The sequence below is a fragment of the uncultured Campylobacter sp. genome, assembly GCF_938045345.1.
In the GTDB taxonomy this organism is placed as follows: Bacteria; Campylobacterota; Campylobacteria; order Campylobacterales; family Campylobacteraceae; genus Campylobacter_B.
In genome coordinates this window covers 66,440-78,986 of record NZ_CALIMS010000006.1, presented here as the reverse complement: position 1 = coordinate 78,986, position 12,547 = coordinate 66,440, and the positions used below count along the sequence as shown (strand labels likewise).

Genomic DNA, 12,547 nt, shown 5'->3' with positions numbered 1-12,547 from the left:
TTCCTTAAACGATCGCTAGCGCGGTAATTAGCACGCAAGCAATAGCTAACGGCATGCAGACTTTCCAGCAAAGCCCCATCAGCTGATCAGGGCGTAGATGCGGCCATGCCGCGCGCGCCCATAGAAAGCAGAAAAACACGAGGCTTGATTTTAATACCATCATAATGCCGCCAGGGATAAACCAAAATGCGTTAAATCCGCCCAAAAACAGCAGCGTCGTAACGACGGAGTAGGTTATGATATTGGCATATTCGCCGATAAAAAACATACCCCAGCGCATGCCCGAATACGCCGTACCAGCGCCCGCTACGATCTCAGTTTCGTTTTCGGTAAGACACAGAGGCGTGCGGTTGCACTCGACGAAAGCGGCGATCAGAAATAACGCGAAGCAGACGGGCTCTTTCCAGATAAACCACTTGTCGATGCCGCCGCTTTGCGCGCTTACGATGTCGATGAGCGAGAGCGAGCCAGTGATCATCACGATAGGGATCAGGCTAAGCCCGTTTATCACCTCAAAGCAGGTGATCTGCAAAAACGCGCGAAACGCGCCTATAGTGCCCCATTTATTGTAGCTCGCAAGCCCTCCGATCAGCAGTCCGTAAACGCAGGTGCCGCTAGCTCCGAGCAAGAATAAAATTCCTACATTTATATCGCTTAAAATCGGCTGTATCGTCCGCCCGCCGATCGTAAACTCCGGTAGCAGCGGCACTACCGAAAGCGCCACGAAAGCTCCCGTAGCCGATATGATCGGCGCGATTTTAAAAAGAAGCTTATTCGCTCGCGCAGGGATAGCGTCCTCTTTGGTAAAAAGCTTTATCATATCCGCGCCCACCTGCAAAAGCCCCGCAGGCCCGACCATAGAAGGCCCGATCCTGCGCTGCATAAAGGCAAGCACCTTACGCTCGGCGTAAGTCGCAAGTCCCGAGAGCAGCGCGATGACGGCTAAAATCACGAGCGCCTTTAAGACGGTGGCTACGAAATAAAATACACTATCGCTCATCTGCCCTCTCCTTTAGAATTTGAAATTTTCTCGATTTTTACGCTTGCGTAGCGTGAGGTTTTGAAAAATATCTCGCCGCGTAGTTTCTCATCAAAATACGGCAGATACGCCCCGCTAAAGCCTGGATCGATCTTTACGCTAGCGACGATTTCGCGCTTTAAGCTTACGAGCCCCTCTGTGCCGCTTTCGCTATTTTCATTATCAGAGGCGCCGACTTTGTGCGCGCCGCTTGCACGATCCACTTTTTTCGCATAACCGGCGCCGCCCTTGTCACTTTCATTATCAGCAGCGCCAGTTTTGCCTGCGCCGCTAGTTTTTTCATTATGGCCCGCATCGTCCGCTTGGTAAATTTTAACGACGTCGCCTGCGCTCACGCCCAAGCTTTCGGCGATGCTAGGGCTTAGATACAGCGCGCCCGCTTCGCCTAGTCCGCTGCTTGCGCCGCTAAATTTATTAAATTGATGCAGCGGATTTGCCTCATAGATTAAAATTTCGCCTTCGCCTGCTCTAAGCGGCGCGGAAGGCGAAATTTCAAACTCCTCCTCGCTAGCGGAGAACTTCTCATTTCGCAGCTCATATCCGCGGTGATTTGCGCCGCCGTTGTCGTAAAAATTTTCTAAATCATCAAATTTAACCTGCTCAAAATCCGCGCCCAAGCTTGACGTATAGCTGATCGCGTGCTCCGCGCAAACTCCCAGCGCACAGGCGATGTCGTTTAGCTCGTATCCGCGATAATCAAGCGCCGCATTCGTAGGCACTACGCGCTTGTCGTAGTTCGTAAACGTGCCCTCCTGCTGCACCAAGCTAGGCGCGTCCAGATCCGCTTCCAGCACGCCGAAGCTTATATCACCCGCTTCGTTATAGCCTAGCGTCTCACCAGCGCTCATTTGCGCGCTAAGTTCACAGATGAGTGCGACGCCAAGGCTATTCGTGCGTGGCGGCACCACTAGTACTTTAAATGGCGTGTAGTGCTGCACCAAACCCGCCAGGCGCGCGAGCATAGCGCTATTTGGCGTTCGGATAAAATCCTCGCCGATGATGAGCGAAAAATACTCCTTTTTAGCCAAAATTTCATCTATTTTTTGCTCATCCAGACCAAGCGCGCGGGCAAAATTTGAAATTTTACTTTCCGTAACATTTTCGGAATTCTGCGCAGAATTTTTTGCGGAATTTTCAGCGCCGTCCGCGCTTGCGGAATTTTCGGCACCGCTCGCACTCGCAACGTTCCCAGCGCCATTTGCCTCCGCAGAATTCTCAAGATTTTGCGAATCTGCGGATTTCTCGTCTAAATTTTGCTTCGCCGCGGCACGCGAAATTTTAAATTCCGCCGCAAGTTTCGTATCCAGCCACTCAGGCAAATCATGTCCGAATTTTTGCAAGATCCAAAGCAGGATCTGCGCCTCCAACCCTACAGCGTGCGGTTGATGGATGAAATTTTTACTAAAGCCCTTAATCCCCTCGTCGCAAAACGGATGAAAATAGATCCCGCTTGCCTTATTTAGCTTGCAGGCGCTGTTTACCGCATAGCCCAGATTTGGAGCGTCACTGCGCAAAAATGTGCCGCAAACTACGATGAAATCGCTATTTTTAATAGTCTGCGAATCCGCATTATAAAATTTCGTGCCGCTAAGCTTTGAAAATTCGCGCAGGAATTTTTGATAGGCAAGCGCTTCGTCGTTGATCAGAGCGAGTTTAAATTTTTGCCGCAAAAGCTCTAAAATCCGCGCTTCTTCATTGGTGATGAAACTATTAAATTTAATATTTTTGATCTCGCCGTCCTCGATGCCGCGCACGATACGGCTAAAAACCGCTTCGTTTTTGCTCGCCCGCTCGTTTGAGAAATCCCAGCCGAAGCGCGCTCCTGCATGCAGAACGCTAAAATTTATGTCGCTGCTAACGCGATAAATTTTTTCACGCGGGTCGCCTATGCCGCGGCGCTTGACCTCGTAATAAAGCAGTTCGCAATCGCTGCTGTGTGGATTGGAAGCGGGGATTTGACGCAACTCCCAGGCGTTTGAAACGTATTTAAACGCGCTCTCTACCAGAGCCCCAGTCGGGCAAACCGCCGCGCTCTCGCCGTAGTTTACGCAATCATCATTTTCATTTACCCGCGCGATTAGGCTTTTTTGAAGTTTGTTCCATACGGCGTAGGCGTCTTTGGGCATTGCGTCCTTTTGCTCCTTACTCGGCGCGTCTCCGCCGCGCGGAACGAGTTTAAACGCATCTACGCCCAAGCGGTCTTTCGCGGCGGTAATACAGCGCTCGCAGACGATACAAAGGCTGGGATCATAGCTCAAATAACCCCAATCCTGCACCTCGCGCGCCGTATCGCGGATAGCGTAGCTTTGGGCATTTGTGCGCATCAGATGGGCTAAATTTTGAAGCTCGCACTCGCCGCTTTGATCGCAAACCCCGCATGCCATCGGATGGTTGATACAATAAACCTGCGTGATCGCCTCGCGCTCGGCGTCAATTTCGGGGCTGCGGCTGTAAACGACCATGCCGTCTTTGGCCTTGGCGTTGCAGCTATAGACGCGCTTGCCGTCCGCTTCGACCATACAAAGCCTGCATGCGAGCGTCGGCGTACCGCCGCTTAGATAACAAAGCGCAGGGATAAAAACGCCGCAGCGACGCGCGACCTGCAAGATATACTCGCCCTCGTCGCACTCGCAAGCTTTTCCGTCGATCGTGATCTTTGCCATTTTAAACCTTAGAAATTTCGGCTAGTTCGAAATTATAACCGCCAAAGCCCTGACCGCCCGAGCCCAAAAGCGCGATCGTGCCCTTTAGCTCCTCATCCAAAATAAATTCTTTTTCCAAATTTAAATGCGGCGTCTTGATGCGGACGCGATCGCCGCCCTTGATCTTTGCGACCATGCAAAAATACCTTCCGCCGATGAGCCGCTCGTCCGCATCGTGCTTAAAAACCACGGCGCCGTCGAAATTCTCAGGTTCTTTAAGCGGGCTTAAATTTAACCGCTCTTGCGCGCCTAAATCCGCTCGCTCGCCGCGTAAATTTAAAATTTTAATCTCGAACTTCGCCGCTATGAGAGATAGAAAGGCTTTGATATTTTCGGCGTCGGGATGAGTTTTAATAAGCGCATCGTCGATCAAAATCGCGTCGCAGCCTCCCCGTAAAAACTCCGCGATCTGCTCGATCTCCTCCTCGCCCACGCTGCTTTCGCCACTTAGATACTCCAGATCCAGATCCGCAAAATAGGGCTCGTCGCAAAAACTAGCGCAGATTAGCGCCAGCACGAAGCTTTGCGCGCCGATTTCGCATTTTATCAGCTCGCCGGGAAGATGCGGATCTTGCAGCGGCGATACGCTTAAAATTTCAGCGCTCTGAAAACTGGCTGCGAGCGCGGGATTTTGCAGGCTAAGCAGCGACGCGAAATTTAAAATTTTCATCCTCTCCCCTTTTTGGCGACGACCATCCAATCGACTTGGTTATAGCGGATCGAGCTTAAAAGCGTGGAATTTAGCCCCTCCACCAGATCTGCGCTTTTTTGAACTGCGCTAAAATCGCCCATTTCAAACATAAAGATCATCGTCTCGCCGTGAGCGGAATTTTTTAAAATTTCGCCCATGCGGTTTAAAAATTTATCGCCCAGATGCCTTAAATCGTAGCGCTTCATCGATCCACCTCGCCTAAGATAATATTCGTGCTGCCGATGATCGCCGCGGCATCGGCAAGATACTGCCCGGGCAAAATTTCCTCATAGACCGCGCAATGCCAAAAGCTCGGCGTGCGGATCTTAAGGCGGTACGGGCGACTTTCGCCCATCGAGCGGATATAAAATCCAAGCTCGCCCTTAGGACTCTCGCTCGCGGCGTAAATTTCGCCCACGGGCGGGCGTAAGCCCTGAGTGACTAACACAAAATGCTGCATCAGCGAGTAGTTCTGCGTCATAATCTGCTCTTTGCTAGGATTTACGTAAGCGGGGTCGATCGCTAAAATTTGCGGATCGCTCAGCGGATAGTGTTTGGCGCACTGGCGCAAAATTTTAAGGCTCTCGCGCATCTCTGCCATATAACACTTATAGCGCGCGTAGCAATCGCCCTCGCTCGCATACGGCACGTCAAAATCAAGCTCGTCGTAGATGAGATAGGGCTCCTCTTTGCGGATATCCCAAGCATGCCCGCTAGCGCGCAGCGTTACTCCGCTACAGCCGCAGCTAAGAGCCACTTCGTGCGAGATCACACCCACCCCTTCGGTTCGCATTAGCCAAATTCTATTCGTATCGAGCATATCTTCAAATTCTTTAATATCGCTCGGGAATTCGTCGCAAAATTTTAGCATCTCTTCTAGCCAGCCGTTAGGTAGATCCAAAAATACGCCGCCGATTTTGATATTATTGTGCGTAAGGCGCGCGCCGCAGTATTTTTCTATGAGATCAAGTATGTATTCGCGCGAGCGAAAACAGTAGAGAAATACCGTCATCGCACCGATATCAAGCGCGTGCGTCCCCAAAAACAGAAGGTGCGAGCTGATGCGATTAAGCTCCAGCAAGATCGTGCGGATGATCTGTGCGCGGCGCGGCACTTCGATGCCGCAGAGCTTCTCGACCGCGGCGCAAAAGCCGTAGTTGTTCGAACCCGATGCGATGTAATCGATGCGGTCTGTTACAGGGACGAATTCCGCGTAGATCATATTTTCTGCCATCTTTTCGATGCCTCGGTGCATATAGCCTACGCCCGGGCGCGCACGCACGATGCGCTCGCCGTCAAGCTCCAGCACTAGCTTTAGCTGGCCGTGCGCGCTTGGATGCTGCGGACCGAAATTTAAGATCATATTCGCGCCCTCGCGCTCGTACTCGATGTTTTCGAAAAACGGTCTTAGCTTGCTTCGATTTTGCATTATTTTCTCTTTGTAATGATCTTGTAAATTCCGCGTTTAGCGCGTTTTACGAAGCGCACGCCGCCCTCTTCTTGATATTCTTGTAAAATTTTCTCTTGCGGCCGCGGCTCGCCATAACCGCTCTCGTGATAGAGCCGCGCGAAGTTAAAGGTATCTTTTTCATCCACGAATGCGGAATTTCGGTTCTCCTCGCCGATCCGTTCACGTGCATCGCGCCCAAAAATTTTATCCACCTCGTACCACTTGGCAAACTCGTCTCCTTGCAGCGGATAGGACTTCAAAAGCGGGTATCCGAACCAATCATCAGGCATTATTAGGCGCGCTAAATTTGGATGATTTTCAATCCAAACGCCCATCATATCGTATAGCTCGCGCTCCGCCCAGTTCGCGCTTTTGTAGATGCCCGCAGCGCTTTGCAAAAAGCTCTCATTCGGCACGAAGCACTTTAGCCGCGCGCGGCGCGCCCTTTTGATATCCAAAAGCTGATAAAAAACCTCGATGCCGCCGCGAGCCTCGGTAAAATCTACGCCGCTTAGCTCGCACAAAATTTCATATCCAGCGCTCTTAAGCGCACGTAGCGCCGCTAAATTTTGCGCGGGCTCCACATAGAGCACGAGGGTGTTAAATTCCACGTATGAGTTTAAAATTTTAAAGCCTTCAAGCGCATCCAAATCGTCTTTAAAATCGCTTTTGGCTACCTCCAACTTCGGCGTTTCCTCGGGGATAAAAAATCTGTCTTTGTAGTAATTTTTTTTACTCTGATCGCCTTTGGGATTAAATTTTCTCATCAGATCAGCCTTTTTGCCTTTTGTGCACGGCGTGGCGTTTGGGTGCGGATCTTTTTTTGCAGCACCATCAGCGCAAACTGCAGCGTCTCAGGGCGAGGCGCGCATCCTGGCAGATAGATATCCACGGGCACTATGCGATCGCAGCCCTGCACCGTCGCGTAGGTATTAAACATCCCTCCGGTATTGGCGCAGCTACCCATACTGATGACCCATTTGGGCTCGGGCATCGCGTCGTATAGGCGGCGCGTAAACTCGGCATGCTTTTTGCTAAGTGTGCCTGCGATTATCATTACATCCGATTGCTTGGCGCTTGCGCGAAATATCGTACCGAAGCGATCGAAGTCAAATCTGCCCGCACCCGCCGCCATCATCTCGATCGCACAGCACGCAAGCCCGTACGTCATCGCCCACAAAGAGTTACTTCTGCCCCACGCAATCAGCTTATCGACGGTGGTAAGAACTACTGGAAGCCCGTTTTCGCGCGCGTAGTTTATCTTATGCTCTGCCAATTTAGCGCTCCTTTTTTCCAGGCGTAGATGAAACCGATGCCTAATAATACGATGAAAAACGCCATCTCCACGAGCCCGAACACGCCTAAAATTTTAAAATTTACCGCCCATGGAAACATAAAGATAATCTCGACGTCAAAAAGTATGAAAAGCACGGCTATCAAAAAAAAGTGGGAGTTCATTCGGTTAGGCTGTTTGACGGCCTCGGGACCGCTTTCGTAAATTTCGCCCTTTAGCCGCTCGTCGCGCCTATCTGCTAAACGCGAGCCTACCAAAGAGGATAGTTTAACGATGAGCGAAAAGACGCAAAAAGCTAGGATTAGCATTACGAATATTCCGAAATACGGGCTTTGCAGCGGAATTCTAGACATTTTTCGCCTCGGTTTTAAAATTTAATGTGGATTGTAACGAAGTATTGATTTAATAAAGCTTAGCGCGCGCCACTAAATTCGCTTTTAAAATTAAAATTTATATACCTCGCCCGTGCGATTTAGTGGGGATTAAGGCGCGTGTGGTAAAATTTCGCGGATTTTAAGGGAGAGCTATGAAATCTAGCAAGATAAGTCTCATTTTCTACGGCATATTCTGCGGCGTAACAATCTATTTTCTTATCTGGGGATTCGGTTTTATAGGAAGCGGCGATAAAATGCTATTTTTAGTTTCGGTATTTTTGGGCATCTTTATGGCCTTTAATATCGGCGGAAACGACGTGGCAAATTCCTTCGGCACTAGCGTCGGAAGCGGCACTCTTAGCATCGCGCAAGCCCTTTGTATCGCGGCGGTATTTGAAGCAAGCGGCGCGGTAATCGCAGGCGGCGAAGTAACCTCGACGATCCGCAGCGGCATAATCAATCTTAGCAAAATGGATGTGCATCCTAGGGATTTTATCTATGTAATGATGAGCGCGCTTTTTGCGGCGGGGGCATGGTTGCTTTTTGCCAGCAGAAAGGGTTTGCCCGTATCCACTACGCACGCTATCATAGGCGGTATCGTGGGCTCGGGGCTTACGCTAGGCGCCCTGCTTAATACCGCAGAGACTTCCGCATTGTGGCTCGTGCAGTGGGATAAAATCGGCAAAATAGCGATCTCTTGGGTACTCTCGCCGATTTTGGGCGGAGTGATCTCTTTTGGAATTTTCTGGCTCATCAAACATTATATTTTGGATTACAACCGCTACGCTCAAATAAAGATCGACCGCATAAAGCGCGAAAAAAAATCTCTCCGCAAATTGCATAAAAAGACCTTTGAGACCCTGGACGACATTCAAAAGATCGCCTATGCAGAGGCGCTAAATCACGATATTTACGCGATGCGCGATCCCGATTTCGATCCAAGCGAGCTGGATAGCGAGTATTATAAAAAGGTGATCGAGCTTGACGCTAAAAAAGAGAAGCTCAAATCCCACAAAGCCCTAGAGTACGGAATCCCTGCCGTAGCTGGTATCGGTGCTTTCGTGATCTCGGCGATGCTGATATTTAAGGGGCTGCATAATCTGAATTTCGGGCTTACGAATTTTTACAACTACCTGATCATTGGTATGTCAACGCTGATTACCTGGCTTTTGATGTTTATTTTCGCTAAAACCCTGCGCCGCTCAAATTTAAACAAATCCGCGTTTTTGATGTTTAGCTGGCTGCAGGTGCTCACCGCTAGCGGCTTTGCGTTTTCGCACGGCAGCAACGACATCGCAAATGCCGTGGGTCCGTTTGCCGCCATCATCGATACGATGGCTACGAATAGTATCAATCCTTCCACTCCCGTGCCGCAGCAGATTATGATAATGTTCGCAGTAGCCCTCATAGCGGGGCTTTGGTTCATCGGCAAAGAAGTAATCGCCACCGTAGGCACCAATCTTACGAAAATCCACCCTGCCTCGGGCTTTAGTGCCGAGCTCGCAAGCGCCGTCGTCGTCATGGCGGCATCGGTGCTGGGGCTTCCGATCTCCTCGACCCACGTGCTAATCGGCGCGATTTTGGGAATCGGCTTGGTAAATCACAGCACGAACTGGTCGCTGATGAAGCCGATCGGGCTAGCGTGGATTATCACCCTGCCCGTCTCGGCGCTGCTTTCGGCGTTTGCATTCGTGCTTTTGCGCCACGTATTTTAGGCTAAATTTAAAAATCCACTCCCCGAAATTTTAAAATTTCGCGAATTTCTATGCGGGCTAAATTTTAAAATTTTACAGCGCCGAAGCGAGCAAATTTTACAGCTCCTCTTGCGGCGCCTCACCGCATAAAACTCGCTAGCGGCGACACAGATCTCGCCCGCACGCCCTGTAAAATTTAATAAAATTTTAGCTACAATCGCGCTTTTAAATTTAGGAAAGCTATGAGTAAATTTGAAATTTTCAGATCCACCCTCGCCGTGATGATGGGCTACGTGCCGCTGGGGCTGGCGTTTGGTATCTACGGCATCAGCCAAGACCTGCCCGTATGGGCGCTCGCGCTAACCTCGCTGCTGATATACGCAGGCAGCGTAGAGTTCGTGCTGATCGCCTTCATCGTAACCCACGCCTCGCTCGTAGATACCTTCGTCGTGGCGTTTTTGCTAAATTTTCGCCATTTTTTCTACACGATGTCGCTGTTGGACGAGCTGCGCTTCGTGCGTCATAAAATTTACGCCGTATATGCCCTTACGGACGAAACCTTTGCGCTGCTAAAAGCGCGCGCGTTTTTGCGCCCCGAGGAGCTTAGCGGCGAACAGCCCGTAACGCCGCAAAGGCTAAAAGAGCTTGATCTACTCTATAATCTAACCGCGGTATTAAATCAGTCCTACTGGATCGCGGGCGTCGTTGCGGGGGCTGTTTTGGGAGCAAGCCTAAAGCTTGATTTTAGCGGAGTCGAGTTTAGCCTAACTGCGCTTTTTGCGATGCTAACCTATGAAGTTTTTAAAGCAAACCCGCAATACAAAGTGCTATTGCTAGGATTTGCCTGCGCATTTGCGGGGCTTTTTATCTTTCCTACAAAATACTTTTTATTCGGCACTCTGATTTTCGGCACTGCGGTTTTGCTGCTCTTTCGTAAATACTTCGAGCGACCTTCACGCACTGGACGCAGGCTGCGAAAATTCTTAAAAAGGAGCAGGTAGTGGAAATTTTGCCCTATATCTTTCTGGCCTCGCTCGCTACGATTTTGACGCGATTTTTGCCGCTGCTACTTTTTAAGAAAAAGACCGCGAGTCCAAGCTTATCGTATCTGCAGAAAAACTCGGGCCTTTTGATAATGGTCGTTTTGACGATCTATGCGCTTAAGACGATGCTGCCTAGCTTCTCAGGCGAGCGAGCTTTTAGCGCGGATGTGCTGCAAACGGCGACGCTGCTATCTTGCCTGATTATAGCGTTTGTCGTGCATGCTAAATTTCGCAATTCCCTCGTTACGATAGCGCTTCCTACGCTAATATATATGGCGGCGCTACACTTTTTATTAAATTATTGATAAATTTATAAGTTAGTTTTCGATAAACTTCAGAAATTAATTTTTAAGTTTAAAAAAGGTTAAAGTTTTATGAATTTTATCAGTCAAATGGTACATAGCTTCGCCAAAAAATACGCCGCCGAAACTATGCAAAAATCCCTATACAACTCCCTTAGAATCGACATCACGCAGGAAAATATCGCTAAAATTCCAAACCCCGATAAAAAATATATGCTCTACATGCATGTGCCCTTTTGCCACACGTTTTGCCCGTACTGCTCCTTTCATAAATACGCCTACGAACGCGGCGCGTGCAAGGCGTATTTTAGCGCGCTACGCGTAGAGATGCAGCGCACGAAGGACGCAGGCTACGACTTTGAGACGCTTTACGTAGGCGGCGGCACGACGCTCATCGACGAGGAGGAGCTAGCGCGCACGCTGGAGCTTGCCAAGTCGCTTTTTAGCATCAAAGAGGTCTCGTGCGAGAGCGATCCCAACCACATCGAGCCTGAGAGCTTGCTGCGATTTCGCGGGCTAATAGACCGCCTAAGCGTGGGAGTGCAGAGCTTTGATGATGATATTTTACGCAAAGCTTCACGCTACGACAAATTCGGCTCGGGCGAAATTCTGCAAGAAAAGCTATCCCGAGCGGTCGGAATTTTGCCGATTTTAAGCCTAGATCTGATCTTTAACTTTCCGTTTCAAACTCGCGAAATTTTACTTCGCGACATCGAAGCGGCAAAAGCGGTAAAACCGGAGCAGATCACGCTATATCCGCTGATGAAATCGCCTTTGATGCGCGATCAAATAGCGCGGAGCCTCGGCGTTAGCAACATAGACCGCGAGGAGGAATTTTACTCCATCATCTGCAAGGAATTTGCGAGCTGGCACCGCAGCAACGCATGGGCCTTCGCTCGCGAGAAATCAAACATCAACGACGAGTATGTAGGCACAAACCACGAATACGTAGGCATCGGAAGCGGTGCGTTTAGTTTCCTAGGCGGCAGGCTACTCGTAAATGCGTTTAACCTCGAAGACTACGCAAGCAGAGTGCATAAAAACGAAAGCACCGTCATCGCCACCTGCGATTTTAACAGATCCGAGCGCGCGAAATATCTGTTTTTGACTGAGCTTTTTAGCGGCGAGATCAATATCGCTAAATTTAACGCCGCAAACGATCTAAATTTGCGCCGCGAACTGGGCAGAGAGCTTAGCCTACTGCGGCTTGCAGGAGCCGTGCGGATCGAGGGCGAGATCATCCGCACGACGGAATTTGGCGCGTATTTGTGCCTTGTTTTGATGAAGGAATTTTACACCGGCATGGACAAGGTGCGCGCGGCGTTTCGCGACGATGCCAAGATTAAGCGCGCAAAACAGCTCATCATCATGGATGAAAGCGAATCCGCTGCAATCGGCGCGGCAAAAAGCGAGATAGCGTCGTAAATTTTGCGCCCGACCGCCGCTACTAGCGCTTGGACGCACCCGCGACTTAAGCGCAAATACCGTCTGGCATTTAAAACACAAACGAATTTTTGATTTCAAAGCTTAGGAGCGCCGCTGTGAAACACAGAATGGTCAAACTATTCATTTTGTTTCTGTTTTTTGTCCTTGTATTTGAGCTCGTCGGCAATCTTTTTAACTTCGGTCGCTTTCCGTTTCATAACAGCTGCGAGCCGTTTATGATGATAAACCGATATGGTAGCGGCGATTCAAACGATAGGTGCATAATGCAGCTTATGGATGAAAATCGAACGGGCGATCTTTTCTTATATTACTTTAAAACCAAATTTAATCACGAGGAGCCATTGTCCGAACTGGATGAAAAAGCTATAAAATTTTTAAATAGACCGGGGTGGAAGATAATCGACATAAAGGAAGATGGCGTGGAAAAGAAATTTCTAATAAGCGATTAAATTTAAATAGCAAGGAAGCCCTGCTTCAATTGCAATATCAGAGCCTAACAAATCGAGAATTTT

13 protein-coding genes are annotated in these 12,547 nt (G+C 49.6%); 5 read left to right on the top strand and 8 right to left on the bottom strand.

Annotated features, from left to right (window positions below):
* Positions 1 to 4: 4 nt before the first annotated feature.
* Genes nuoH through Q0144_RS02030 form a run of 8 tightly spaced genes read right to left on the bottom strand, consistent with a single transcriptional unit; the run spans position 5 to position 7,529 of the window.
* On the bottom strand, positions 5 to 1,000 hold the full coding sequence (gene nuoH / locus Q0144_RS02065; protein ID WP_298061278.1) for an NADH-quinone oxidoreductase subunit NuoH: 996 nt from the start codon (positions 998 to 1,000) through the stop codon (positions 5 to 7).
* Positions 997 to 3,702, bottom strand: a complete 2,706-nt coding sequence (locus tag Q0144_RS02060) for an NADH-quinone oxidoreductase subunit G (RefSeq protein ID WP_298061276.1) — start codon at positions 3,700 to 3,702, stop codon at positions 997 to 999. Before Q0144_RS02060 ends, nuoH begins: the two co-directional genes overlap by 4 nt.
* A 1-nt stretch (position 3,703) precedes the next feature.
* Positions 3,704 to 4,411, bottom strand: a complete 708-nt coding sequence (locus Q0144_RS02055) for a hypothetical protein (RefSeq protein ID WP_298061274.1) — start codon at positions 4,409 to 4,411, stop codon at positions 3,704 to 3,706.
* The gene (locus Q0144_RS02050; protein ID WP_295151097.1) at positions 4,408 to 4,638 is read right to left on the bottom strand and encodes an NADH-ubiquinone oxidoreductase subunit E family protein; all 231 of its coding nucleotides are present in this window, start codon (positions 4,636 to 4,638) and stop codon (positions 4,408 to 4,410) included. The genes Q0144_RS02055 and Q0144_RS02050 overlap by 4 nt, the downstream gene beginning before the upstream one ends.
* Positions 4,635 to 5,861 carry an NADH dehydrogenase (quinone) subunit D gene (gene nuoD, locus Q0144_RS02045; RefSeq protein ID WP_298061272.1) on the bottom strand — a complete coding sequence of 409 codons (1,227 nt, stop codon included), beginning with the start codon at positions 5,859 to 5,861 and terminating at the stop codon, positions 4,635 to 4,637. The genes Q0144_RS02050 and nuoD overlap by 4 nt, the downstream gene beginning before the upstream one ends.
* Entirely contained in the window at positions 5,861 to 6,649 is a 789-nt protein-coding gene (locus Q0144_RS02040) for an NADH-quinone oxidoreductase subunit C (protein ID WP_298061270.1), read from the bottom strand. Before Q0144_RS02040 ends, nuoD begins: the two co-directional genes overlap by 1 nt.
* Positions 6,649 to 7,158, bottom strand: a complete 510-nt coding sequence (locus Q0144_RS02035; RefSeq protein WP_177386788.1) for an NADH-quinone oxidoreductase subunit B — start codon at positions 7,156 to 7,158, stop codon at positions 6,649 to 6,651. The genes Q0144_RS02040 and Q0144_RS02035 overlap by 1 nt, the downstream gene beginning before the upstream one ends.
* Positions 7,140 to 7,529, bottom strand: a complete 390-nt coding sequence (locus tag Q0144_RS02030; protein WP_005869774.1) for an NAD(P)H-quinone oxidoreductase subunit 3 — start codon at positions 7,527 to 7,529, stop codon at positions 7,140 to 7,142. Before Q0144_RS02030 ends, Q0144_RS02035 begins: the two co-directional genes overlap by 19 nt.
* A 173-nt stretch (positions 7,530 to 7,702) precedes the next feature.
* Between Q0144_RS02030 and Q0144_RS02025 the strand changes: the two genes are divergently transcribed.
* The 5 genes from Q0144_RS02025 (at position 7,703) to Q0144_RS02005 (ending at position 12,484) form a co-directional block, all read left to right on the top strand.
* Positions 7,703 to 9,265, top strand: a complete 1,563-nt coding sequence (locus Q0144_RS02025; RefSeq protein WP_298061268.1) for an inorganic phosphate transporter — start codon at positions 7,703 to 7,705, stop codon at positions 9,263 to 9,265.
* A 221-nt stretch (positions 9,266 to 9,486) separates the two neighbouring features.
* Positions 9,487 to 10,245, top strand: coding sequence for an AzlC family ABC transporter permease (locus Q0144_RS02020; RefSeq protein WP_298061266.1), 759 nt, complete (start codon positions 9,487 to 9,489; stop codon positions 10,243 to 10,245).
* A complete protein-coding gene (locus Q0144_RS02015; RefSeq protein ID WP_298061264.1) occupies positions 10,245 to 10,592 on the top strand; it encodes an AzlD domain-containing protein in 348 nt (115 codons plus the stop codon). The genes Q0144_RS02020 and Q0144_RS02015 overlap by 1 nt, the downstream gene beginning before the upstream one ends.
* Positions 10,593 to 10,661: 69 nt before the next feature.
* Entirely contained in the window at positions 10,662 to 12,014 is a 1,353-nt protein-coding gene (locus tag Q0144_RS02010; protein ID WP_298061262.1) for a coproporphyrinogen III oxidase family protein, read from the top strand.
* 116 nt (positions 12,015 to 12,130) lie between these two features.
* Complete coding sequence (locus Q0144_RS02005) at positions 12,131 to 12,484, top strand: hypothetical protein (RefSeq protein WP_298061260.1); 354 nt, start codon at positions 12,131 to 12,133, stop codon at positions 12,482 to 12,484.
* Positions 12,485 to 12,547 lie beyond the last annotated feature (63 nt).

Excerpts from the sequence above, each read along its gene's own strand:
- nuoH (WP_298061278.1), bottom strand. The coding sequence starts at position 1,000 with ATGAGCGATAGTGTATTTTATTTCGTAGCCACCGTCTTAAAGGCGCTC.
- Q0144_RS02060 (WP_298061276.1), bottom strand. The coding sequence starts at position 3,702 with ATGGCAAAGATCACGATCGACGGAAAAGCTTGCGAGTGCGACGAGGGC.
- Q0144_RS02055 (WP_298061274.1), bottom strand. The coding sequence starts at position 4,411 with ATGAAAATTTTAAATTTCGCGTCGCTGCTTAGCCTGCAAAATCCCGCG.
- Q0144_RS02050 (WP_295151097.1), bottom strand. The coding sequence starts at position 4,638 with ATGAAGCGCTACGATTTAAGGCATCTGGGCGATAAATTTTTAAACCGC.
- nuoD (WP_298061272.1), bottom strand. The coding sequence starts at position 5,861 with ATGCAAAATCGAAGCAAGCTAAGACCGTTTTTCGAAAACATCGAGTAC.
- Q0144_RS02040 (WP_298061270.1), bottom strand. The coding sequence starts at position 6,649 with ATGAGAAAATTTAATCCCAAAGGCGATCAGAGTAAAAAAAATTACTAC.
- Q0144_RS02030 (WP_005869774.1), bottom strand. The coding sequence starts at position 7,529 with ATGTCTAGAATTCCGCTGCAAAGCCCGTATTTCGGAATATTCGTAATG.
- Q0144_RS02025 (WP_298061268.1), top strand. The coding sequence starts at position 7,703 with ATGAAATCTAGCAAGATAAGTCTCATTTTCTACGGCATATTCTGCGGC.
- Q0144_RS02020 (WP_298061266.1), top strand. The coding sequence starts at position 9,487 with ATGAGTAAATTTGAAATTTTCAGATCCACCCTCGCCGTGATGATGGGC.
- Q0144_RS02010 (WP_298061262.1), top strand. The coding sequence starts at position 10,662 with ATGAATTTTATCAGTCAAATGGTACATAGCTTCGCCAAAAAATACGCC.